Annotated in this window: 20 protein-coding genes; 12 read left to right on the forward strand and 8 right to left on the reverse strand. The window is 40.7% G+C overall.

Annotation, left to right across the window (positions count from 1 at the left end):
* The first annotated feature begins 99 nt into the window (after nucleotides 1–99).
* Entirely contained in the window at nucleotides 100–1,590 is a 1,491-nt protein-coding gene (locus tag QQK06_RS12155) for a tryptophan halogenase family protein (RefSeq protein ID WP_284244964.1), read from the forward strand.
* Nucleotides 1,591–1,650: 60 nt separating this feature from the next.
* Here QQK06_RS12155 and QQK06_RS12160 read toward each other — a convergent pair whose 3' ends face one another.
* Nucleotides 1,651–3,045 (reverse strand): aminotransferase-like domain-containing protein, encoded by a 1,395-nt coding sequence (locus QQK06_RS12160; protein ID WP_284244965.1) that lies wholly within the window; start codon nucleotides 3,043–3,045, stop codon nucleotides 1,651–1,653.
* A gap of 126 nt (nucleotides 3,046–3,171) precedes the next feature.
* Here QQK06_RS12160 and ccoG point away from each other — a divergent pair, with 126 nt between their 5' ends.
* Nucleotides 3,172–4,548 carry a cytochrome c oxidase accessory protein CcoG gene (gene ccoG, locus QQK06_RS12165; protein ID WP_284244966.1) on the forward strand — a complete coding sequence of 459 codons (1,377 nt, stop codon included), beginning with the start codon at nucleotides 3,172–3,174 and terminating at the stop codon, nucleotides 4,546–4,548.
* A gap of 68 nt (nucleotides 4,549–4,616) precedes the next feature.
* Here ccoG and QQK06_RS12170 read toward each other — a convergent pair whose 3' ends face one another.
* A complete protein-coding gene (locus tag QQK06_RS12170) occupies nucleotides 4,617–6,416 on the reverse strand; it encodes an alpha-amylase family glycosyl hydrolase (protein WP_284244967.1) in 1,800 nt (599 codons plus the stop codon).
* Nucleotides 6,417–6,641: 225 nt separating this feature from the next.
* Here QQK06_RS12170 and QQK06_RS12175 point away from each other — a divergent pair, with 225 nt between their 5' ends.
* From QQK06_RS12175 to QQK06_RS12225, 10 genes are all read left to right on the forward strand, one after another.
* Nucleotides 6,642–8,267: an alpha-glucosidase family protein gene (locus tag QQK06_RS12175; protein ID WP_284246617.1), complete on the forward strand. Its 1,626-nt coding sequence runs from the start codon at nucleotides 6,642–6,644 to the stop codon at nucleotides 8,265–8,267.
* Nucleotides 8,268–8,371: 104 nt separating this feature from the next.
* Nucleotides 8,372–9,700, forward strand: a complete 1,329-nt coding sequence (locus tag QQK06_RS12180) for an RNA polymerase sigma factor (RefSeq protein WP_284244969.1) — start codon at nucleotides 8,372–8,374, stop codon at nucleotides 9,698–9,700.
* Between the two features lie 380 nt (nucleotides 9,701–10,080).
* A complete protein-coding gene (locus QQK06_RS12190) occupies nucleotides 10,081–10,494 on the forward strand; it encodes a VOC family protein (RefSeq protein WP_284244970.1) in 414 nt (137 codons plus the stop codon).
* Nucleotides 10,495–10,531: 37 nt separating this feature from the next.
* Nucleotides 10,532–10,903, forward strand: coding sequence for a DUF1428 domain-containing protein (locus tag QQK06_RS12195; RefSeq protein ID WP_284244971.1), 372 nt, complete (start codon nucleotides 10,532–10,534; stop codon nucleotides 10,901–10,903).
* Nucleotides 10,904–11,017: 114 nt separating this feature from the next.
* Nucleotides 11,018–11,386 carry a YciI family protein gene (locus tag QQK06_RS12200; RefSeq protein WP_284244972.1) on the forward strand — a complete coding sequence of 123 codons (369 nt, stop codon included), beginning with the start codon at nucleotides 11,018–11,020 and terminating at the stop codon, nucleotides 11,384–11,386.
* A gap of 300 nt (nucleotides 11,387–11,686) precedes the next feature.
* Nucleotides 11,687–12,808 (forward strand): PheS-related mystery ligase SrmL, encoded by a 1,122-nt coding sequence (srmL, locus tag QQK06_RS12205; protein WP_284244973.1) that lies wholly within the window; start codon nucleotides 11,687–11,689, stop codon nucleotides 12,806–12,808.
* Between the two features lie 210 nt (nucleotides 12,809–13,018).
* A complete protein-coding gene (locus QQK06_RS12210; protein ID WP_284244974.1) occupies nucleotides 13,019–14,131 on the forward strand; it encodes a DUF4932 domain-containing protein in 1,113 nt (370 codons plus the stop codon).
* A gap of 8 nt (nucleotides 14,132–14,139) precedes the next feature.
* Entirely contained in the window at nucleotides 14,140–14,556 is a 417-nt protein-coding gene (locus QQK06_RS12215) for a GFA family protein (RefSeq protein ID WP_284244975.1), read from the forward strand.
* Between the two features lie 49 nt (nucleotides 14,557–14,605).
* Entirely contained in the window at nucleotides 14,606–15,019 is a 414-nt protein-coding gene (locus QQK06_RS12220) for a DUF1801 domain-containing protein (protein ID WP_284244976.1), read from the forward strand.
* Complete coding sequence (locus tag QQK06_RS12225) at nucleotides 14,997–15,572, forward strand: hypothetical protein (protein WP_284244978.1); 576 nt, start codon at nucleotides 14,997–14,999, stop codon at nucleotides 15,570–15,572. Before QQK06_RS12220 ends, QQK06_RS12225 begins: the two co-directional genes overlap by 23 nt.
* Before the next feature lie 8 nt (nucleotides 15,573–15,580).
* On the opposite strand, the gene QQK06_RS12230 is transcribed toward QQK06_RS12225, so the two are convergent.
* The 6 genes from QQK06_RS12230 to QQK06_RS12255 all read right to left on the reverse strand — a co-directional run bounded on the left by QQK06_RS12230 (nucleotide 15,581) and on the right by QQK06_RS12255 (nucleotide 23,989).
* Complete coding sequence (locus tag QQK06_RS12230; protein ID WP_284246649.1) at nucleotides 15,581–15,736, reverse strand: hypothetical protein; 156 nt, start codon at nucleotides 15,734–15,736, stop codon at nucleotides 15,581–15,583.
* 56 nt (nucleotides 15,737–15,792) lie between these two features.
* Nucleotides 15,793–17,901 (reverse strand): PKD domain-containing protein, encoded by a 2,109-nt coding sequence (locus tag QQK06_RS12235; protein WP_284244979.1) that lies wholly within the window; start codon nucleotides 17,899–17,901, stop codon nucleotides 15,793–15,795.
* A 225-nt stretch (nucleotides 17,902–18,126) separates the two neighbouring features.
* Nucleotides 18,127–22,032 (reverse strand): hybrid sensor histidine kinase/response regulator transcription factor, encoded by a 3,906-nt coding sequence (locus QQK06_RS12240; RefSeq protein ID WP_284244980.1) that lies wholly within the window; start codon nucleotides 22,030–22,032, stop codon nucleotides 18,127–18,129.
* 349 nt (nucleotides 22,033–22,381) lie between these two features.
* On the reverse strand, nucleotides 22,382–23,056 hold the full coding sequence (locus tag QQK06_RS12245; RefSeq protein WP_284244981.1) for an SCO family protein: 675 nt from the start codon (nucleotides 23,054–23,056) through the stop codon (nucleotides 22,382–22,384).
* Nucleotides 23,025–23,426, reverse strand: a complete 402-nt coding sequence (locus QQK06_RS12250; protein WP_284244982.1) for a hypothetical protein — start codon at nucleotides 23,424–23,426, stop codon at nucleotides 23,025–23,027. Before QQK06_RS12250 ends, QQK06_RS12245 begins: the two co-directional genes overlap by 32 nt.
* A 5-nt stretch (nucleotides 23,427–23,431) precedes the next feature.
* Complete coding sequence (locus QQK06_RS12255; protein WP_284244983.1) at nucleotides 23,432–23,989, reverse strand: hypothetical protein; 558 nt, start codon at nucleotides 23,987–23,989, stop codon at nucleotides 23,432–23,434.
* Nucleotides 23,990–24,026 lie beyond the last annotated feature (37 nt).

Here is a 24,026-nt window from a genome sequence, read left to right on the forward strand (position 1 = left end):
TCTTTAATATTACCACTATAAAAATTAACAGCGTGTACTAAGCTGAACTAGTCATTAATGGTTAATAATATTTTGTCCGATATTGAAAAAAGGTGATTTGTGAAAAAAGATAAGATTGAAAATGTCGTGATTGTTGGTGGTGGTACTGCTGGCTGGATCACTGCTGCACTAATGGTTAAGGTGTTAGGTAAAGCCATTAATATCACCTTAGTAGAGTCAGATAAAATAGGGATTATTGGCGTTGGAGAGGCGACAATTCCACCGATCATTCCGTTTAATAATGCACTAGGTATTGATGAAAAAGCATTTTTAAAAGCAACAAAAGGTACACTGAAACTTGGCATTGAGTTTGAAAATTGGAAACAGCAGGGTGACAAGTATATGCATGCTTTTGGTGGCATTGGCAAAAACTTCCCTTTCTGTGACTTCTATCATTTTTGGGTAAAGAGTCAGCAGTTAGGCTACCCTTCTGAATTTGGGGAGTTTTCATTAAATTATCAGGCCTCGAAAGCGGGGAAATTTGCCAAAATAAACCGTATTGAAGGGACTAATTTGCCAGGCATCGAGTACGCTTATCACTTTGACGCTGGTTTATATGCCAAATTTTTACGAGAGTTTAGTGAAAAACTCGGTGTAAAACGCTTTGAAGGGATTATTGAACGAGTAGATGTCGATAAAGAGTCTGGCTATATTAATACGTTACATTTAGAAGATAATCAAGCCATTGCTGGCGATTTATTTATTGACTGTACTGGGTTAAAAGCTTTGTTGATAGAGCAAACGTTATCGACTGGTTTTGAAGATTGGTCGCACTGGTTGCCATGTGATCGAGCAATGGCTGTGGCTTGTGAGTCAGTTAAGCCTATTGTACCTTATACTCGGTCTATTGCTCATAGTGCTGGCTGGCGTTGGCGCATTCCTCTACAGCATCGTACGGGTAACGGTGTGGTTTACTCGAGTAAGCATATGAGCGACCAACAGGCACAGGATTTATTGTTATCTAGTTTAGATGGTGCACAAATCGGCGAGCCAAAAACTATCTCGTTTAAAACCGGACGTCGTCGTAAACAATGGCATAAAAACGTTGTGGCGATTGGCCTGTCCAGTGGATTTTTTGAACCGTTAGAGTCGACTAATATTCACCTTATTCAAACGGCGGCAACACGCTTATTAAAATTCTTTCCGCATATGGGGATTAAAGATGAAGAAGTTGCAGAATTTAATCGACAATCGCAAATAGAATCAGAACGAATGCGTGATTTTATTATTTTGCATTACAAGCAAACTCAGCGTGATGACTCCGAATTTTGGCGCGCTTGCCAGCGAATGGATGTGCCAAAAACGTTAACTAATAAAATGGCGTTGTTTGAACAAAGTGGAAAAATTTTTCGTGAACAGGATGAACTGTTTACCGAAATAGCTTGGCAACAAGTAATGATAGGCCAAGGATTAGTGCCTAAAGATCATCATCCGTTGGTTGATTCGTTAAGCAAAGAGCAAATTACTGAGCTAATGGATAACTTGAAAACGATTATTGATCGTACCGTTGGAAATTTGCCAACGCATGATGCTTTCTTATCTCAGTTATAGTGGTAGTAATAAATGTAACGTGTTGCTTTTGATTGGTATAATTATTATTAAAATGATTAATTAACTAGACAGCAATTTACCCAGTTTCTTGATCGCATTTAAGCGTTTACCTGTTGTCGGGTGATTAAAGCTTAAACGCAGGTAGTTGGGGTAGCAGTTGCTACAGGAAAATAAATTTCCCGGGGTGATCACAATATTTTCACTAATAAGGTGTTGATAGAGCTCGGTGGTATTGTGGTTAGCGCTAAGTTCTATCCACAGTGCAATCCCCCCATTGGGTAGGGTATATCGAATATCTTGCGGCCAGTATTGCTGGAGTGCTGAAATCAGTTGATTACGCTGCAGCATTAGCTGATGGGTAAAGTAATTGAGGTGCCGGCGGTAGTTCCCTTTACTGATAAATTCTGCAATCCCTTGCTGAGTGGTTTGGTTGCTTGCTAATTGACTGGTAAGTTTTAACCGGATGACATCAGGCATCCAGCGTGCAGCTGCTATCCAGCCTAGTCTTAAATCGCGTGACAGTGATTTAGAAAATGAGCTGCATAATATTACCCGATTGTCGCTATCGAATGATTTTAACGGCGATACTGGCTGTTCAAAACTGAGTTCGCCATAAATATCATCTTCAATGACGGCAAAATCGTGCTGATTAGCAAGGGTGATTAAATGCTGCTTGGCCTGTTCAGACATAGTAGCGCCAGTAGGTGTGGCAAATGAGGGCGTGACGACACAGGCTTTTATTGGCCATTGCTGTGCGACAGCGGCTAACGCTTTAGTGTCTATGCCACCTACTGGAGAAGCAGATACTTCAATGATATTGATCTGTAATTGTTCCAGTAATTGTACTACCCCATAAAATGCCGGACTTTCCACCACCACATTGTCTCCCGGCTGGCAGGTGACAAATAGCGCCAGAAATAATGCGTGTTGGCAACCAAAGGTAATGCACAGTTCATCTGCGTCAATATAGCTGTTTCTCAGTCGGTAACGGGCAGAAATCTGTTCGCGTAGCTGCTTTGAGCCTAATGGCGCATCATAATACATAGTCGCATTACGGTTATTTCTTTGTGCTTTGCTGATATTACGGTGCAGTTCGATTAAGTGGTTGGAAAATGGTGCTGCCGGTAGGTTAGGTAAAATATCAAAGGCGGCACTACGCTGCATAATATCGTAGAAAATTTCAGGCACCGAGACCATTGACGGTAAACTCTGTGGATACTGTTGCTGTGGCGCTTGGTTATCGCTTGGTCGTTTACGGACAAAATAACCCGCTTGAGGTTTGGCAAATAGCAATCCGTTTTTTTCCAATTCTATTAAGGCGCGAATAATAGTGTTTTTTGCGACACTATGTTGCTGCATCAAGGTTCGAATAGAAGGAATTTTTTCACCAACAGACCATATTTTATGATCAATTTTATCTTCGATAAATCTGACAATTTTTTGATAGGCAAGCATGATTTTTCTGCCATAAAACTAAACTGTACCCATTGTAATTGATTTTTCTGTCACTGTCTGGTGCTTGGTATAGGCAATAAAATAGCAGCTCATTGTACTGCTATTTTATTGCGTGAGGACCTTGCCATGCATCAGCTTACTAACCATAACGAACAAGTCATTTTTCAAACTAAGCACATTGATGGCAAGCATCATATTCGTGAACAACATGGCCGCTATCAGCGGATGCGACGTTATTTAGCTTGGTCATTAGTATTATTATTCATCGCTTTACCTTTAGTACAGTTTCAGGGGCAGCAAGCATTACTGTTTGATATTGCCCAGCAAAAATTCAATGTCTTTGCCTGGTCTTTCTATCCGCAAGATTTAATGCTGTTTGTTTTTATCTTTTTATTCAGCGCATTTGCTTTGTTTTATGTCGCGACCCGATATGGCCGGGTATGGTGTGGTTATACCTGTCCGCAAACTATCTGGACCATGATGTACTTATGGGTGGAACACAGAATAGAGGGTAACCGGCAGGCAAAAATAAAACTCAATAACAGTAAACTTACGCTAAAAAAACTGCTGATAAAAACGGTGAAACACGCTATCTGGTTTACTATTGCGTTAGTTACCGCGACGATATTTATCTCTTATTTTATACCTGCTCACCAGTTATACAGTGATTTATTACAACTCGACATTTCTTTGTTGACCTTTAACTGGATCGCATTTTTCGCTTGTTGTACGTATATCAATGCCGGATTTATTCGTGAAAAAATGTGTGAGCATATGTGCCCTTATTCACGATTTCAGTCGGTGATGATGACAAAAAGTACCAAGGTGATCAGTTATGATCACCATCGAGGGGAAGGCCGTGGCGCACGTAAAATGAATCAGGCCATACCGCAAGGATTAGGAGATTGTGTTGATTGTAAACTGTGTGTGCAGGTCTGTCCGGTTGGTATCGATATTCGCGAGGGCTTGCAATATCAATGCATCAGCTGTGGTTTATGCATTGATGCCTGTGATCAAACCATGGATAAGTTTTCCTATCAGCGAGGACTGATAAAGTATGCCAGTGAGCACAAACAACGCATTACCAGCTGGCGTAATATTAGCTATCTATTGGTATTGGCAACAATTTTAGCTGCTGGGAGTTATTGGCTTATGCAGCGTAATACGTTTGAAGTGGCAGTATTTAAAGACAGAAATATTTTGTATCGCGAACTTGCCGGCGAGCTCATTGAAAATAGCTATCAAATTAAGATTTTTAATAAAAGCCAGTCGCTTGCATACTACCAACTCAATGTGAATGGCATATCGGATGTCAAGCTTAAATCGCCTGATAAAATAGTGGTACAGCCAGGCCAGCAAAAAATCTTAACAGTTAATGTTGTTGCTAAGTCTGTGACTAGTAACTTAGTCAAAGATAACAATACGGAGATTCGCTTTATCGTTAAAAACTTATCTGAAAATCAGTTAGTAAAAGTAAAATCTACGTTCTATGCGCCGAGCTAAAAGTAAAATGCCAACTGACAATCAGTTGGCATTTTCGATGGTGTCATTAGTTCGTTAGGTATATCACTTTATTTGGCTTTGAATATCGCTAACGTTAATGGCGGCAAAGTTAATGTATTATTGTTGAGTAGATTTTCTGAAGCTAATGGTGTTGACTGATAAATCAATTGATAGCTGCTATCCAGTGCTAATTCGGTCGTTTTTTGATTGTTAGCAGTGTTAAAAGCAATCAGGTAAATGCCATTTTTATCTGATTTTTCAAGTACTACTAGCCCTGATTCAGAGTTGGTAAATAGTAACTTTTGTTGGGCGCGTTTGAGCGTTGGATGCTGATGGTAAACGCTTGCTAATTCTGCATGATACTTAAATAAAGGGTGTGCTTGATCAAAGTTGTTATCTGCCGTGGTTGCATCTGTCATTAACAAGGTTTGTCGATTATAAGCATTAACTTTAGATGACATCATGTCCTGACGTGCTTGATGATTATCGCCTGTACCAACAAAGCCTTGTTCGTCACCGTAATAAATAACCGGTACACCGCGGACAAAAAAACTGATAGCACTTGCCAGTTTCAAACGAACAATTATTTCTTGCTGGCTAAATTTATTACTCCGTTTAAGTAAATAGGCGAAGCGCCCCATATCATGATTGCCGGTGAAGTTAAGCAGCTGGTTGGCGTCAGGGTAAAGCGTGTCTTGGGCAAATAAATTGGCAAATACACTACCGGATTTTTCTTCAATTAAGGTTTGATAAAGTGCCGATTGCAAACCAAAATCGAGCACTGATGGTAATTTCCCTTGGTTGGTAAATTTACTCAATTCTTTTGGGTCACCACTATAAACTTCACCAAACATAAAGAAGTTTTCAATGCCTTGTTCTGTTGCATGTGCCTTTAATGCGGGAACAAACTGCTGCCAGAACTCTATATTAACGTGTTTTACCGTGTCGATGCGAAAGCCGTCCGGTTTAAATTCCGAAATAATATTTTTGTAAATAGCTATCATGCCAGTGACTACATCAGGTGATTCAGTATTAAGATCGTCGAGGCCAAAGAAGTCGCCATTGAGTGAATTTTCTCCTTCAAAGGTGGAATCCCCCTGATTGTGATAATGCACGGGTTCGTTAAGCCAGCTCGGAGTTTTTAAGTTTTCATTACCTTTTTGAATAACAGTGTGATATCGCTTGCCTTCAGCCATTTCTGCCAGTGAAATATAAGGGCAGGGCTCACCACTTTCTGACCAGCCAGTACCATCTTCACCATGGCATTCTTTATATTTCACCACATCGGCGGTGTGGTTGGTGATAATGTCGAAGAAAATTTTAATATTGCGTTGATGGGCCTGAGCAATGAGCTGCTTAAGATCATCGTTTGAACCCAGGTGGGGGTCGATTTCGGTAAAATCTAACACCCAATAGCCATGGTAACCGGAAATATCGCCTTGTACAGCCTGATTGCGTAATATTGGCGTTAGCCAGATGCTGGTAACGCCGAGTTGTTCTATATAATCAAGTTTTTCGGTTAAACCTTTTAAGTCACCGCCATGATAGGCCATGGGGTTGCTGGGCTCAAAACCGCCGTAGGAAATAGGGATATTAATATCCCCTTGGTCATTTGCTGTATTCCCGTTATAGAACCTGTCTGGCAGGACAAAATAAAACACTTCATCTTCAATTGGGCGCTGGCTATAAGGCTTAAGTTGCTTAGCCGTGATAGTTAGTGTTGTTTGTTGAATGGGTGAAGGTTGCTCGGTTTGCAACGATTGCCCTGTTTGTGGTTTACAGCCAGTTACACTGAGCAATGCCGTGGTCATTACTGCTGCTGTGAATAAGCTACGTTGTTTAAAGAATTGTTCAAGCCACTGTTTCATATAGGTTCACTATTATTCTGCTTTGGTTTGATAGTACAAATATCCCTCTAGTAAGTATAAATATTACATACGTATGCATAGTGATTCAGTGCTTTTTTTACCATGCATACGTATGCAGGATCATTGCACTAATTAAGGGGGCTACTTATGCTTAGTGACGTTGTAATTTGTTGGTGGAAATTTTAATAACTGCCAATAAAGCTAATAATAATGAATTGGACGGTTATGGAAATTCAACCTTGGTGGCGTGGCGCCGTAATTTATCAAATTTATCCTCGTAGTTTTATGGATGCCAATAATGATGGTATTGGCGATCTGGCAGGAATTATCACTAAGCTTCCGTATGTGAAAAGCTTAGGTGTAGATGCTATTTGGATTTCGCCATTTTTTAAATCGCCAATGAAAGATTTTGGCTATGATATTAGCGGCTATCGCGAAATTGACCCGATGTTTGGCACCATGGCTGATTTTGATCAGTTGATGGCACAAGCAAAAGAACAGAATTTAAAGGTGATCATTGATCAGGTGTTAAGCCATACATCCGATCAACATCCATGGTTTATCGAAAGCCGTCAGGATAAGACTAATGCCAAAGCAGACTGGTATGTCTGGGCAGATGCTAATGAAGATGGCACACCGCCGAATAACTGGTTATCAATTTTTGGTGGCTGTGCCTGGCAGTGGGAACCGCGTCGTCAACAGTATTATTTGCATAACTTTTTAACCTCACAACCAGATTTAAACTTTCATAATCCAGAGGTGCGAAAAGCGGTACTGGAAAACGTTAAATTCTGGTTAGACAAAGGTGTCGATGGCTTCCGTCTTGATGCGATTAACTTTTGTTTTCATGATAAAGAGTTACGAGACAATCCGGCAAAAGCACCAGCGGATCGTCAGGGACGTGGCTTTAGTGAAGATAATCCATATGCGTTTCAGTATCATTATTACAATAATACTCAACCAGAAAATATTGCTTTTATGGAAGAGATCCGTGGCTTAATGGATCAGTATCCTGGCGTCGTAACGCTAGGAGAAATATCGTCGGAAGATTCGTTGCAAACCATGGCAGAATATACTCAGGGGGATAAACGCCTACATATGGCCTATAGCTTTGAGCTGTTAACCCCAGATGGTAGCCCGAGTTATATTCGTCAAACGGTGGAAGCGCTAGAAGGCAAACTTGCTGATGGCTGGCCGTGTTGGGCAATTGGTAATCACGATGTTACGCGGGTTGCCAGTCGCTGGGCGACAGCTGAAACTCGTGAGCTGCAAAGTAAAATGTTTAATGCTTTACTCGCCTCACTGCGCGGTAGCGTTTGCAGCTATCAAGGGGAAGAGCTGGGCTTAAGTGAAGCAGATATCGCGTTTGATGATTTACAGGATCCATACGGTATTACCTTCTGGCCAACATTTAAAGGCCGTGATGGTTGTCGTACGCCAATGCCGTGGCAAAGCGCTGAAGTTAACGCCGGTTTCTCTCAAGTAGAGCGCCCATGGTTGCCGGTTAGTGAACAGCATCAAGCTCACGCTGTTGCAGTGCAGGAAAATGATCAAGCCTCGGTGTTAACGGCATATCGCACTTTCCTTAACTGGCGTAAAACACAGGCGGCGTTGCGTTTTGGTGAGATAGAATTTTTGGTTAGTGACGATGAAAAGCTAGTGTTTACTCGCCAATATCAGGGCGAGAAACTGTTAGTGGTAGCGAATTTCACTGATCAACCAATCAGCTATCAGCTAAGCACAGAAAAAGTGCAGCTATTAGATGGTCATGGCTTTAGCTTGCCGACTATTTCACAACAGACCAATCAACTCGAACTGTCACCATTTCAAATCGCGTATTTAGTTATTTAACTATTTACTATTACATTAGATGTAGTACAACGAATACCATGGCATGACGTGATTGCCGTGGTATTTTTTTGTCTGAACTTCTGGCGTTGGTATAAGATGAGTTGTTGAACAACTCATTTGCATTTTACCTTAGGTTTGCGATACAAAGTAGCACAGGGAGTGTTAATCAATGGTGGGCCAGTATGGTAAATGTTCGGCAAGCATCACCGACGATAGCGCAACAGATCGCGTCGTTATATCAACGAGAGTCCGGTGCGGTGTTAGCTACACTTATTCGTTTGCTAAACGGTGATTTTGACTTGGCAGAAGAAGCGCTGCAAGAGGCATTTACCGCTGCACTGTTACAATGGCAGGAAGAAGGAATACCGGAAAAACCAAGAGCCTGGTTAATTTCAACCGGTCGTTTTAAAGCCATAGATCGCCTACGTAAGCACAGTCGTTTACAGAAATACCAAAATGAAACGGCTAGCGATTTGGCAACTACTGTCGAATCGCTAGAATCGGATCAATTAATTGAAGATGATTTACTACGATTAATTTTCACCTGCTGTCATCCAAGTTTAGCAATGGAAGCCAGGCTAGCGCTAACCTTACGGGAAGTGTGTGGCTTAACTACCGAAGCGATAGCTGCCGCATTTTTAGTACCGGTTCCAACCTTGGCACAACGTATTGTTCGAGCTAAGAATAAAATACGTGATGCCAAAATTCCTTATGAAATTCCTGAACAACAGGCATTAGCTGAACGCTTATCTGCAGTATTGTCTGTTTGTTATTTACTTTTTAATGAAGGCTATTCAGCCAGTAACGGCAAACACATTATCCGTTCTGAATTGTCCAATGAAGCAATACGTTTAACCAGATTAGTGTATGGTTTGATGCCTGATAGCGAAGTTACCGGTTTACTTGCCTTGATGTTGCTGCATGATGCTCGGCGCGCAGCGAGAGTGGATAAAAATGGCGATTTAGTAGCGTTGGAACAACAAGACAGAGCCTTATGGTGCCGAGCGCAAATAGATGAAGGAGGGCAACTGGTCGTTAAGGCTTTATCGGTTGCTAATCCAGGTGTATATAGCTTACAGGCGGCTATAGCTGCCGTTCACGACGAGGCTCCTACTTTTGAGGACACTGACTGGGCTGAAATCACCGGCTTATATCAGGCCTTATTAGCGATTAACCCTTCGCCTGTTTATGGTTTAAATCATGCTGTGGCACTGGCGATGAGAGATGGTCCTGAAGCCGGGTTAGCAGCGATAGCGGCGATAGCACAACATCAAGCGCTTAAAAATTATTATTTGCTCTATGCGGCAAAAGCAGATTTGTACAGAAAATTAGGAAAAACCCAAGACGCGTTAATTGCCTATCAAACGGCATTAGACTTGACGGAACAAGAGCCAGAACAGCGTTTTATTGAAAAACGTATCGCTGAGTTATAAAAAATTTAAAATTTTTTTATATGGTTGTCGAATTGCGTCTGACTTATACGATTATTTAGTAATTAGAGCTGGTTCTAATTAGGGGCTGTTGATCTTTTAAGTTTATTTTTGCAGTAATCTGTTTGGTATTTATACAAGGCAGCGCTTGTGAAGTGTAGTTGTTCTACTCGAATCAAGCGATAACACAGTAGAAATGCCAAACAGGTGCTGCCCGAAGGGTTCAACTAAACGCCTCCTGCTCTTTGTTACTTGAATTAACCATAGAATGACTATGCAAGAATCCAAGTGCCGCGAGCAGAAGGCGTTTACCTTGAACAAAATTCAAACAGCAAAGTTCAACAGCCCCTACTATTTATTAAAAAGGAATGGAGTATTAGGTTATGACAAAAATGATTTTTATCAATCTTCCGGTGAAAGATTTAACGGCATCGATGAAGTTTTATCAGGCGTTGGGGTTTGAAAATAATCCTCAATTTACTGATGACACCGCTGCTTGCATGGTATGGAGTGAAGCGATTCATGTGATGCTGCTCACGCATGATAAGTGGCGACATTTTACACAACGACCGATCCCGGATAGCACTCATAGTGAAGTGATGTTGGCGTTGTCATTAGACCATAAGGAAAAAGTCGATTTGATGACAAATACCGCAGCTGAATGTGGCGGTGTTGCCGATATTAATGCTCCGCAGGATCATGGCGTTATGTATGGCCGGGCATTTACCGACCTTGACGGTCATGTTTGGGAAGTGATGTGGATGGATCCCGCTGCATTTGCCAGCGAAGCTAAATAAATGATTAATATCGGCTAGTGAAAACAAGGAGTTTAAAATGAATTATATTGATGGCGTTATTTTAGCAGTACCTAAAGCCAATAAAGAAAAATTTACCGAGCATGCACTAAAGTTTGATCAAGCTTTTATTGAATGGGGCGCTTTGCGAGTGGTGGAATGCTGGGAAGATGATGTACCTGACGGCAAACAGACGGACTTTCGCCGGGCTGTTCAGGCTCAACCGGATGAAGATATTGTTTTTTCCTGGGTTGAATGGCCGGACAAAGCAACTCGTGATGCCGGTATGGAGAAGATGCAAGCGGCAATGGAAACGGACACTAGAGTTAGCATGGAACACAACCCTATGCCATTTGATGGTATGCGTTTGATTTATGGCGGTTTTAAACCGATTATTCAGTTAAATCAATAATAGGTATTGTCAGGTGTAAGTGTATTGCCACTTACCCCTTAACTTAAACCTTAACTTAAACCTAAACTTAAGCGTTGACCGCCGAAAGTAACGATAGAATGACAAGGAAATTGAATGAAATATCTATGCTTGGTTTATTATGATGAAAAACAAATGCAGAGCCTGAGCCAGCAGCAATGGGATGATTTAAATCAAGAATGTATCTCTTGCGTCGAAGGATTAGTTTCTGCTGGAAATTTTATTGATGGTGCGCCGTTAATGCCCACTGATTCGGCATTAACTTTGCGAATGAGAGATGAAAAGCCTTTGATCACAGATGGCCCCTTTGCTGAAACAAAGGAACAATTAGCTGGTTTTTATATGTTAGAGGCCAGAGATATGAATGATGCGCTGAGGTTAGCACAAAAAATACCTCCTGCACGTTATGGTAGTGTTGAGATCAGACCGGTTCGTGAATTGCGCACTAATGATAATGAGAGATAATATTGCCCGCTAACTTCGCTGGGTTACAGAGACTGATAAAATTTATTATTTTAGCTCTGGACAACAGCTTGGTTTTTCAGGTAAATTTTCGTTATGAAAATTTCTTTAGTTATATACACTGCTATTCGATTTATGCGCCCCTGGGAGATTCATGGCTCGGGCGGCAGATAATATTATCTGATTTTTGCGGAAAACCCCTGGGCACCCCCAGGGGTTTTTCGTTTTGGTCAGTTATTTTCTTCTTTGAAGAGGCTAACTGGCTAAGTTCTCCGCACTAGATAACTTAAAGGAGAAACAAAAATGCCAATTTTATTAACTCAAGAATCTTTAACCCAGGCACTTATGCTTGCTGACCTTTCTGATGCGCGTTATGGCCAACATGCGATGCAGTTGATGTTAAAAGATATTCACAGCGCATTAGCACAGCAATGGCAATGCCGACGACAACTGGTGCGTACCAGTCCTGTTGTTCCACTGGAGAATAACTATGATCGACTCGGTTATCCGTCTGATGGTGCGGCGCGTGATGCCCGTTATACCCGCTATGTTTCTGAGCGATTAATTCTACGTACTCAAACCTCTTGCGCCATTCCTGATTTACTAGCAGGGCTAAGTATTGATCCACCGAAGGATTTGCTATTGGTATTGCCAGGTCTGGTTTATCGAAGAGACAGCATCGACCGCCTGCATTGTGGTGAACCTCATCAGCTGGATTTATGGCGGATTGTTGATAAGCACTCTGGTCTGAAGATGGATTATCAGCAGTTGGAGCAAATGATAGCGACTGTGATGCAAGCCGCCGTGCCAGAGATGCCATGGCGCATTATAGCGTCACCGCACCCTTATACAGAACAGGGAGTGCAAATTGATGTCTTGTGGCAAGATGAATGGGTGGAAGTAGGCGAGTGTGGTTTAGCAGCAAGACACATTCTTGATCAGGCTAATTTAACTGAGCATACCGGACTTGCGATGGGCTTGGGACTGGACCGCTTATTAATGCTGAGAAAAAATATCCCTGACATCCGCTTATTGCGTAATCAGGATGTCAGGGTGAAAGCACAAATGCAGGATCTTAGTCCTTATCAGCCGGTTTCCTTAATGCCGGCGATTCGTCGAGATCTGTCGCTATCAGTTGAGCAATCATTAAATGAAGAACAAATCGGTGATATTTTACGGCAGCAGTTACCTGATGTTGCTTCGATTGAATCACTGACGGTGAAGGCGGAAACTCCATATGAAGATCTTCCGGCAGCAGCACATAAGCGTATGGGGATGCTACCCGGACAAAAAAATGTGCTCCTCGAGTTAGTGATACGCCATATCGATAAAACGTTAACTGATGAGCAAGCGAATGACATCCGCAACAAGGTGTACAAATTACTGCACCAGGGAGATGTTATGGAGTTGGCCGTTAATAGCTGAAATTGATTGTAGTTTTTACTGTGCCAGTATCGTAGCAAGCTGGTGCAATAAATAATAAGTGACTAAAAGGTAAAGGTTTCAGCTAATGTAATTACTTGAAACCTTTATTTATTTTGTTGAAACTTATTCATTAGCATTGTAGCTTATTGCTTCTGTTAATCAGGGTAATAATCAACGTTTCAGTCGTTATAAGGTGAAAGCCAAATGTTCATGCGGGCCAATATTTTTATTATTTGTTTTTTAGCTGCTATTGCTTCAATGGCAACTTGTGTTGCTAGACATATTAAGCAGGCAGAAATCGTCAGTGTTCAGCTGGATAAGGTCAGAGTTAGTGTCGACCCGAGGATTGAATTACTGTCTGCCATTCAGGTGCTTAGTGATGAGTATGGCAGCAGCCCGCTAGTGACCCGCTTTGCTCACGATTATAAGCAGCATATGCTGGAGTATTTTTTACCGTTTAAGCACCATGCTGCGGTGCAGCAATTTGATCGTCTGGTTAACAAAGGTTTTACCTTTGCTCGTCCGGTTACTGCGATGTTATTGCTAGATTATATGTTTAATGTCGATGAAAATTTGCAATTTAGTCCCGACATTCTCACTGATCAATATAGCGAAACCGAGGTTAAGCAATTTTTAGTGTTGGTAAAACAATTTGCCCAAGAGGCACAATTTGCTGAGTTCTATCAAAGTGAGCAAGGGCTATACCGGGAGTTAGTTAATCAAAGTGCCTCACAAATAAAAGGTAACAGTCAAATTGCTGATCTCGAAGTGTTTTATGGCACCGATAAGCGCTCCTATAATATTGTGCTCGCCCCTAATTTTCATGATGGCGGTTTTGGCCCGAGCATTTTTACCAGAGATGGAGGAGAGCATGTTTACTCTGTAAATGGACCTACTGCAATGACAAAACAGCGTCCTGATTTTGGTAGTTCAGCTCGTACGCTGGAGTTGGTGAATCATGAATTTAGTCATTCTTTTTTGCGGACAGTTTTTAACGAATATAAGGCACGGATCAATAGCAGTGCTACATTGTTAGCCCCCATCCAACAAGCGATGAAAAAGCAAGGTTATGGCAACTGGTTCTCGGTGTTAAATGAGCATGTGGTGCGTGGCGTTACTACCTATATCGCGTATCAGCAAGGTAAAGAGCAGGGAGATAAAGCGCTGCAGTATGAAAAATCGCGCAGTTATATTTATATCGAACAGGTTTTACACAGTTTAAATAACTATCAGCAACAACGTGCTAAGTATTCAACATTTAATGAATATTTTGCTACGCTATTAGCCGAAATAGAGATACTTGCCAATAATACCAGTACTTAGGGAAGCAAATGTCAGAGATTAATTATCCTATTCATGGCAGCTGCCAATGTGGCAATGTCAGGTATCAATTATTAGCACCACCGTCGTTGGTGGTGGCTTGTCACTGCCGCGAATGTCAAAAATTATCTACCAGTGCTTTTAGTATTACCGCTATGGTCAAAGCTGATACGGTCAAGTTTGAAGGGGAAATGCAGGATTGGAGGCGCTCTGCCGATAGTGGCAATACCAGCGCTGCTAAGTTTTGTCCGACTTGTGGTAACCGGATTTATCACGTTAATCCTGAGCAACCGGATGATATAAAATTAAAGCCAAGTAACTTATCAGATACCCGAGTCATTCAGCCAATGGCTCATGTTTGGGTCAGTGAAAAACAGGACTGGTATCAAATTCCTGAAGGAATGAAAACCTTTGATAAGCAGCCTTAACAAGGTATTTTTATTGTCAATTAATTGAAAATATAAGGAGATAAAGTCAATGAATAGTACAGAGGTATTAACGGCAAACGGCAGTGAGCAAGTAGATTATAAAATAGCCGAAGTTGGCGGTTGGCGCGCTGAGCTGTTAACGCAAATACGTACAGCGATTAAAGCTGTCGCACCTGAAGTGGAAGAGGATTGTAAATGGCGTAAGCCAAGTAATCCAAGCGGCGTTCCCGTGTGGTCGTATGGCGGTATTATTTGCACTGGCGAATCTTATAAAGACAAGGTTAAATTAACCTTTAATCAAGGAGCAAAGCTGAGCGATCCGGAAAAACTCTTTAATGCCAGCCTTGGCGGCAACCAGCGACGGGCAGTCGATATCTATCAAAGCGATGAATTTAACACTGAAGCATTTAAGGCGTTAGTGTATGAGGCAATAGCTTTTAATGTCGCGAAAACAAAAACCTGATATCCCCATGACCCAACTTTCAGCAAGTGTTCAGGAAAAAATAAAGCTTGAGCATCAGGCAGCGAAAATATTCATGCGGCTTTATGAAAAGTTAACTGGCGAAAAAATTCGTCATATCTGGCATAACAAACCGATTAAGCCCGACGTATCTTGTCGTTTAAATGGTGAATGCCTCGATTTGGAAATTGCCCATCTGTACGCATCACAGCAGGAAGCGATGAAAATACTGGGGCGGGAGCTGTCGGTTCGTACACGTCAAGCATTGCTGGAGTTACAGCAGCAAAGCAATATTGCTCAGCGCTTGATCGAAGCACTACAACGAATACTCTTATCAAAGGCTGAAAAACGTTACCGTAGTCAACAAGTCTGGCTGGTGATCCGCAATGCGCATCCAGAATGGACGGCACATTTTATTTTAGAACAGTTAGCCAAAGTGCAGGTGCCAAGCTCACACCCGTTTGAGCAAATTTGGTTGGTTTGCGATTTTAATGGGCATCATGGCTTAATTCAGCTGGCGCCAAAAATCAAAGTTGTGAACAATAAAAAGGCCTAGAGCGTGTCTTATGAATGAGTATCATGAAAATTGGTTGTTTCAGCGGTAAAACGAATGAAAAGCGCCATTGTTGATTTGCCAACATTCATCGCTTCAGCCGCTTCTCGAATAGTATACCCTTGGTCAATCACTAACTGTGCTGGTTCTGGGGGGGATGGACTCACCTATACGAAAAACGGCTTCTTTACGAAGCCGTTTGTCATTAGTCGCACTTAATGTATTAATTACAGATGGTCAGCGTTAGCCTATCTTGCTGAGTATCATCTAGTTGATAGGTGTTAGTAAACGTCGCTAAGCCACTTTCAGCTTCTACAACCGTTAAGTGATGTTGAAATTCACTAAGTGACAATTCTGCTGTGGCTGGTAACAACACTTGCACAGGTTCTTCACCTATTGTTAGCTCAGCATACGTAGCTTTTAAAAAACGTGTATTTTCATAACCTGTACTTAGTTGATGAAATGTAATGGTCGTAGTATCCGGTCCACTATAGCCGTCACACGCATTAAGTGAAATATCTTTGCGCTGCATCACGGGTAATTTGATATCACCAGCATCTAAAGGTGTTTCCGCATAATCCCCTAAACGCGTCCAACCCAAAATTTTTCCATCAATGTTAAAGGTCAAGTAAGAGAGGCTTGCGCCTAGATTTCTACTAGAAAAAGTAAGTGAAAAATCACCATTTTCATCAGTAGAACTACGTCTTTGTAGGATACCCCCGACTTGAGCATTAACAATTGGTTTGCCTCCCCCATCTACTAACCTACCCGATATCTCACGTGTGTAAGTGGGGGACTCTTGTCTTTCGACAACCATTGAAACTGGTACAGAGTCCTGTATACCGTCGTTAACGATAAGTTGTACTGTGTATGTGCCTAGCTTAGTTGGGAAAAAAGTTGCTTGGTCATTAACATGGCTTATCTCGCCATCGTACTCTTCTGGAGTTGTGTTGAATTGCCAATTGTAAGTCAGATTTTGCTGCTCAGGATCATAACTTTCTGTGCCATAGATAGTGACAACGTCAGCATCATTTACCACAATACTCTCTGGTAAAATGGCGACAGGTTTTTGATTTTCGGTAACTTCTATCGTCACAGAATCAATGGCAGAGTATGCTAGCCCGTCGTACACACGAAGTTGCCAAGTGTAAAGTCCCACCACATCTGGATCGAAGGTAAAATTAACATTATCTTCAGATATAGAATGTCGTACCCCTTCATAATCACTGTTCTCAGGAAGTGTTAGCAACGACCATTCGTATACAAGCGGTTGACCTTCAGGATCATTACTCGCACTTGCATCTAATGTTATAGGTAAATTAAGCGCACTAACAAAATCAACACCAGCATTCGCTACAGGCGCGATATTGTCATCTGTTACTTTAATCACAACACTTTTTTCGTTTTGCGTTTCTTGATCAGAAACGACAAGTTTCACCTTGTATTCACCAACAACATCGGCGTTAAATTGAGCAAATTTTTCGTCTGAAATTACAACTTCAGCCATACTTGTTTCAGGCTTTTCGTCCATTTGCCACTGATAAGAGAGTACATCGTTATCAGCGTCATAACTATTTAACGCATCAAGCATAATGACTTCGTTGAGCGAAAATTCACGTTGTTCTGTTCGAATAGCAGCCACAGGCTCACTATTGGTTGAAAGTGTTGTCACTGAAAGATCAAATTCACTTATTGCTGAAAGCTGGTTTACTGAGTTGGTTACCTCCATCACTACTTGATAATCGCCCGGTTGATCTGCGATAAAATAAGACTTAACCTGCGTTGTATCTTGCATGGTAGCGTTACTGCCATCAGGCTTAGACTCTAAACGCCATTCAAAATTAATCTGTTCACCGGGCGCTCCACGACTTTGTTCACCATTAAACCAATGTACAGCGCCAACCTTAGCTTTACTTTTTGCATCAATTTTCGCTAGTGGATAGTCATTTTCTGAAGGTGTTACTGTAAATTGACTGGTGATTTTACTGGCAGCTGACTTGTCATCTTGTACCGATAGTTCAATAGTATAGTTACCAAAATTTTGTGGCGTATATTCGATAACCTGACTTTGATCATCATCTAGGGTTAACGTTTGACCATTGGCGTCAATTAAACGCCATTGATAAGTTATTTTATCACCATTTGGGTCGTTGCTTTTTTCAGCACTAAACGTAATGGTTTCATTTTCAGCGACTTGGTTCTTTTCCAATGTGATATGGGCAATAGGTGCTGAATTAGTAGGTTCGCTAACTTTGTCTTTACTGCTGCTGCCACAGCCAACAACTAATAGACATAAAGATAAATAGCTAAGCTTGCTGATACTGTTGATCATTTATATTCCTTTAAATAGATAAACTTCATTTTTGATAAATTTAAACACTGTCCGTTTTATGCTTACGGAAAAGGAAAGCTATTTTACTGAAATATAAAGAATAATAAGTATTAAATTTACGACAAATCGTAGAAAGATTGTGACAAATTATTAAATAATGACGACAAATGTCACATTTTTACGCTTATAAGCTAGTGTCATTTGACATCATTTTAGCAACAAAGCTCAGTTTGTTTTTCGAAATTCATTGGGGGTTACTTCATACTTGGCTTTGAAGCAGCGGACAAAATAACTGCTGGAATTAAACCCTACTTTGTCGGCAATGACGGCGACTTGCTCTCCTTGCATCAACAAATGTTTCGCTTGTGTTAAGCGGTGATCTCGAAGCGACTCACTAAAAGTAGCACCTAACAGCACTTTTAGTTTCCTTTGTAATTGTCGTTCGCTCATCGTTAATTTGTCGGCAACCATAGACAAATTTAGTGTTGAATCTGTGTGCAATTGTTGATAAAGCGACTGTAGCTTTTCAATAAACTGGTGGTCTTTTTCAGTAAGGCTTGGGCCAACTTTTTTAGAACCTTCATTTGTCGCTTTGCTATTTTTTCCTTTAGAAGCGCTAAATTGTTTATCTAGTTTTTTTCGAATAATTTCTCGTAAGCCTAGTAAACTTTTAATGCGCACGTGCAATTGTTCTGGGTTGAATGGTTTTGTGATGTAGTCATCCGCGAGATCTGAAAGGCCTTTCAACTTGCTTTCATCATCGCCTTTTGCCGTTAACAAAATAATAGGAATATGACATATTGCCATATTTTCTCGGATTTGGCTTAATAGCTCAAAACCGTTCATTTCTGGCATCATGATATCGGAAATAATTAAATCAGGACTGTATTTTAGAGCACGCTCTAGCCCCTGTTTTCCATCTTTAGCTTCCACTATGTGATATTCATCAAGAAGAGAGTCTTTCAGAAATTTGCGGATATCAGGATTATCATCAACAAGCAATATCAGGAGTTTATCGTTGTTGATGTTGAAATCATCGACATTGTCAGGCTCTAGATATGTCGATGTATAATCACACAAAGAGGGGGATTGACGGGTTACAGGCACAATAGATTCGTTTTCCCGATGTGACAATGAGGCTTCATGTGGCTGAACTAAAATAGGGAGTTTTAGCATGAACTTAGTACCTTCACCTAGCGTGCTTTCAACAGTAATGTCCCCATTTACGCTGTTCACCAATTCCTTGACTAAAGCTAAACCAATTCCGGAACCAGGAGTATTTGCGGTACTATTTTCAACTCGAGTGAAACGTTCGAAAATGTTATCCAATTCTTCGGTAGGTATGCCACAACCATTGTCTTTTATATGGAGTAACAACTGCTGATTATGTTGCTTTACTTCTAGTACCACTTTTCCACCAGCATGAGTAAACTTAAATGCATTGCTTAACAAGTTATTGAGTATCGTTTCCAGTACACCCGTTGGGCCCATCAACCAAGCATTATCTTCAACACAAATACTCACCTGTAATTTAATCGATTTGTCTGTTGCCAATGGCGTAAGCATGCTAACAGTTGAATGACAAATTGTTTTTACGTGTTGCTGGGTTGCTTTTTCATTATGGTGTTCTTTCAATTTAGCTAGTTGTAATAATTGATCCACCATACCCAATAGTCGATGAGCATTTCGCTCAATTAATTCAACGTTGTTTGCAACAATTTCCTGTTTTGCCTGTTTTTTTATTACGTCAGCGGGCCCTAATATCAAGGTCAGTGGTATACGAAACTCATGCGATATATTCGCAAAAACACGTTCTTTAGCAGCAGTAAGTGCCAAAGTGTTCACTTTATCTTTTTCTGCAAGCTTTTTACGATAGTAAAGCCACGACAAGCTAAAAAGGAATAACATAGCAGCAACTAGGTACAACACATAGGCATATATACTTTGATACCAAGGTGCTAACACTTTTAAACGTATAGAAATATCATTTGATAACCATTGCCCTGTTTCATTGGTAGAACGAATGTTTAACCTATAATCGCCAGCAGGTAATAAAGAGAAAATAGCCTCACCTTTGCCTTTGTCTGTAATAATCCAATCATTGCTTAACCCATCTAACTGGTAGGCATATTGGATTTTTTGCGGTTCGATAGCGCTAGGCTCAGAGAACTTAAAGGATAACAGCGTCGTTCCTGGAAAAATCGTCACGACTTTCGCACGTTCAATGGACTCGCTTAACCGTGCATGTTTGTTTTCTTCGTTAGGCGATACCCTTTTGCCCATGGCTTTAAATTCTGTAATTTTTAAGTTACGGCCAACCGACGACGGGATGATTTTTTCAATAGGGACATCTATTAGGCTATTTTTATTAAAAACGTACAACTCACCTGATGTTGTTAAAAAACTATATGATTCATATAGTTGACCATACTGTAAATGATTTAATTCTGGTGTTTTTAGATGGAGGCTACAAGTGATACAACTGATTTGTGTTCCAGTTTTATTACTGGCAGCCATTTGATATAAATTGTTTTTACTGGCTACATAGAGCTTATTTTGATACAGATAAAAGCCATGCACTTTGGTTGTTAATCCCGTATCTATTTTCTTAATCGCACCACTTTTTAAATCAATGCGAATAACACCACTTTCTTCAGTTGAAGCCCAAACACTGTTCTGCCAACGTATTATCGCGATAACATCGCCTGTATTTATCGCCAACGGTTCTAGAGTTTTGTTTTGTGTATCAAACCACAATAGATTTTGCTTTTCTGTGGTATAGGCGCGATCAATTAATAAGCGGTTATCATCAGCATCAACAAAATATGTCGTTTTAAAGCCTGTACTCATGATATTAAAAGCATCTGCTGTTTCGTCATAGATAAGAATAGCGCCGCCTTCTTGCGACGGGTGCTGCCCCATCAGGGCATAAAGCTGACTCTGTCGATCATAATTTATATACCAAATCATGTTCACGGCGAGCTCATTTTTTAATGAGCTACTAAATTGGTAGTGTTTTTCTTCCAGATTAACGAGATTTATTTTATAAATACCATCGCCACTGGTAGCAAACCAAACATCATCATCGTTTCCGTCCACCACAGACGTAACCACTATTTTTGCTGAGTTTTCTTTGCTCGCAAACGTTTTAATGAGGGAAAACTGTTTCCCTTGCTTGAGGAATAGTTTATTTTCGCACGCAAAAAACAATCCGTGTTTACTTTCGTATAGAGTAGTCGATGTACACTCCTCACCCGTTAAACTCCCCCACTGCTTAAATTGTCTGCTTTGTTGAGTAAGTTGACCAATCCCTTCTCTGGTTAATGTCCATATAGTTTGTTGTTGATCTATAAAAACACTATTGTCGTATGTTGGTAAACGATTGGATAGGTGGGTTTTTTCTATTTTGTTAATTGAAGGGTAATGAAAAAATATTTTATTAGTCGGATCAAATTTATATAACCCTCGCTCATAAAACCCCAACCATAAACTTCCTTGCTCATCTTCAACGATAGAGGTAACCATGTTGTTTATTAAATTTTCTTTTAACTGAACATCGTGTGCAGCAAATCGAGTAAATTGTTGGGTTTGTGGCTCATACAAGTCTAAGCCGGCATAGGTACCAAGCCAAATACGATGTTTACTGTCTTCAAATACCGTAAACACCATAGTCGAGCTCACTGTCTGCTCATCATTGTTATCATGCTGATATTGATGCCAACGTTCGCCGTCATAGCGCATCGGCCCTGTGCCGTGGTAGCTTGCGGCCCATATGTCATTATGACTAGTAACGTATAATGTTGTTATTAAATTCGCCTCACCAACAGGCACTGGAATGTCTTTTATCAGCGTAAAGCTTTTTTCATCGATAACTAAGATGCGATCTTTAATTGCGATATACAAATCCCCACCGCTTACCTTAAGTCCACCAATAGGAGGAAAGTTTTCTAAATCCCGCCATGTTTGTGGCAAGTACTTAGACAACGGCATAAAGTTTAAACGACTTAACTTAGTATCAAAAAACGCCAGACCTTTATTATGCGTAGCTATCCAAATTCGTCCATCCTCTCCTTCAACAATGAACTCTAAATAAGGACTGGAAAACTGCTCCATGCCTGGAAAAAGTGTCATATTTTGACCGTCGAAACGATATAATCCCTCAGTGGTAGCAAGCCAAATAAAACCTCTGGAGTCTTGAAGAATCGTACTTACTTTGCTTACGTCTATCCCAGCTAATTGTTTATAGTTGAGAAATGGAGAACCTAAATTAACCAGCTCGTCACCATATACGTGTAGGCTGAAAAACAAAGAGAAAAGAAAAGCACAAATGCTAGAAATTAGGGTTTGAAAAGACAAAGGGGTTACCACAAAGACACAGCTTCACTTTAAAGATCAAAGAGGGTACCCATATAATTTAGTTAAGTAAAATATTTTACAGTAAATTCTGTAACAAATAATTTATAGAATATTAACATTGTATTTATTTTTCATTAGTCATATTTTTAAATAGATTTGACTCATTGGCAGTCTCAACGTTTTTTAATTCTTGCGCCAGTTTTTCGACGTCGAAATTAGGCTTAAATCGTCCGTATAAACGACCATCAGGTGCAATGATCGAAAAATACACTGAGTGCGATACGGTATAGCTACCAGCAAGTTCACTTGCACTAAAGCGTATACCAATGCTTTGGGTAAGGCTCTCAAGGGCAACCAAACTACCAGTAACGCCGATAAAGTCAGGATGAAAATAACTGACATACTGGGTGATGTTTGCAAGCGTATCGCGCTGTGGGTCAACGGAAACAAAAACATAGTTAAGGTTTTGCAGTATTTGCTCTTGTTCTAGCTTTTTAGCCAGCAAGGATAGTTCAAACAAGCTAGTGGGACAAACATCAGGGCAACTGATATAACCAAACACTATAATGGTCCAGTGGTCTTTTAAATGGGTATTTGAAAACCTACCTGTGGCACTGATAAGAGTGAAGTCATTAACTGATTTTGGCTGTTGCAGCCATTCTATAGAATCTTGAGTTGATGCCACAGGCTTTACCGATAAACGGTTAAAAACAATAGTTAAACTCAGTACTAATGTTAAACTCAACCCTATCTTTACTAACGGCTTATTAAGCATTAATTTTTCCTGGCTTACTGACATAAACTAGCCATGTTGCCAATACTGCAGGTAGGGTGACCCCGGGAAAGTCCTGAAGAAAAAATTCGGGACCACATATGCCGACAGCAATTTCCCATAAGTGAAATGTGGCATGAGTCACCAGCCATATAGTGGGTACCAGCCAAATGGTGAACCTGTTGTTTGGGTAAAATGCGCCGTAAAGAAATGCGATGCCAATGAGCAAATAGATGAAGCCAATATCACGTAAAAAGTGTTGATTGAACGGCCCTCTATCAGGTACTCCGGGGACCATCCAATACCAAGTTTCTGGATCAATTATCATCAAGGTAGCGTTCATCAGTGATGATATTGCGAGTAAAAGCGCAACTAGCATGACTAATCGACTATTCATTTCGGTTAACCTTGTACGCTTGCAGATGCTTGAGTCACTGCAAAGGGGGAATCTTCTACTTGAAGTTTACTGCATGCCTTCCCATAGCCCATAGCGTATTTGAACGCAGGGTAAACGCGATAAGAACTAATGGCAAAACCTAAGGTGATCAATCCTTTTTCACCCCATAATGCGATGATTTCATGACGTAAATCATCTGCTTCGGGATTGTGGGCTAACACGTATTCAGTAAACTGAACGACCAAAGCGACATCTTCTGGTAGCTTAACTAAATTGTTATCAATGATGGCTGAAACGATTTCTGGGGCAACCTTCGCTTCTAATGCCATATTTACTGCCAGTTGCGCACATGGACCACAATCTTCAGACAAAATTGCTCTGATCCGTGCGGCATAAAGCGGGGCGGTCGGGACACTTGATGAGTGTGATGCCATGGTTTGAAATCCCATAAACTTTAAGAATGCACCTAAGTCATTGCGTAAAATGTCTTGTTGATAACTTACGTCGTAGTTATATCGCTCTTTCATTGAGTTGAGCATATTGTTAAATAAATACTTAATCATGGTTTATCCTTTGTTTGCTCTGTTATTCCTGTTGTTA

Source organism: Thalassotalea insulae, assembly GCF_030161395.1.
Classification (GTDB): Bacteria; Pseudomonadota; Gammaproteobacteria; order Enterobacterales; family Alteromonadaceae; genus Thalassotalea_E; species Thalassotalea_E insulae.

Coding starts and splice junctions, on each gene's coding strand:
- QQK06_RS12170 (WP_284244967.1), bottom strand. CDS start 6,416: ATGAAACAGTGGCTTGAACAATTCTTTAAACAACGTAGCTTATTCACA.
- QQK06_RS12190 (WP_284244970.1), top strand. CDS start 10,081: ATGACAAAAATGATTTTTATCAATCTTCCGGTGAAAGATTTAACGGCA.
- QQK06_RS12250 (WP_284244982.1), bottom strand. CDS start 23,426: ATGAATAGTCGATTAGTCATGCTAGTTGCGCTTTTACTCGCAATATCA.
- QQK06_RS12235 (WP_284244979.1), bottom strand. CDS start 17,901: ATGATCAACAGTATCAGCAAGCTTAGCTATTTATCTTTATGTCTATTA.
- QQK06_RS12195 (WP_284244971.1), top strand. CDS start 10,532: ATGAATTATATTGATGGCGTTATTTTAGCAGTACCTAAAGCCAATAAA.
- QQK06_RS12255 (WP_284244983.1), bottom strand. CDS start 23,989: ATGATTAAGTATTTATTTAACAATATGCTCAACTCAATGAAAGAGCGA.
- QQK06_RS12220 (WP_284244976.1), top strand. CDS start 14,606: ATGAATAGTACAGAGGTATTAACGGCAAACGGCAGTGAGCAAGTAGAT.
- QQK06_RS12160 (WP_284244965.1), bottom strand. CDS start 3,045: ATGCTTGCCTATCAAAAAATTGTCAGATTTATCGAAGATAAAATTGAT.
- srmL (WP_284244973.1), top strand. CDS start 11,687: ATGCCAATTTTATTAACTCAAGAATCTTTAACCCAGGCACTTATGCTT.
- QQK06_RS12210 (WP_284244974.1), top strand. CDS start 13,019: ATGCGGGCCAATATTTTTATTATTTGTTTTTTAGCTGCTATTGCTTCA.
- QQK06_RS12225 (WP_284244978.1), top strand. CDS start 14,997: ATGTCGCGAAAACAAAAACCTGATATCCCCATGACCCAACTTTCAGCA.
- QQK06_RS12245 (WP_284244981.1), bottom strand. CDS start 23,056: ATGTCAGTAAGCCAGGAAAAATTAATGCTTAATAAGCCGTTAGTAAAG.
- QQK06_RS12200 (WP_284244972.1), top strand. CDS start 11,018: ATGAAATATCTATGCTTGGTTTATTATGATGAAAAACAAATGCAGAGC.
- QQK06_RS12175 (WP_284246617.1), top strand. CDS start 6,642: ATGGAAATTCAACCTTGGTGGCGTGGCGCCGTAATTTATCAAATTTAT.
- QQK06_RS12215 (WP_284244975.1), top strand. CDS start 14,140: ATGTCAGAGATTAATTATCCTATTCATGGCAGCTGCCAATGTGGCAAT.
- QQK06_RS12240 (WP_284244980.1), bottom strand. CDS start 22,032: ATGACACTTTTTCCAGGCATGGAGCAGTTTTCCAGTCCTTATTTAGAG.
- ccoG (WP_284244966.1), top strand. CDS start 3,172: ATGCATCAGCTTACTAACCATAACGAACAAGTCATTTTTCAAACTAAG.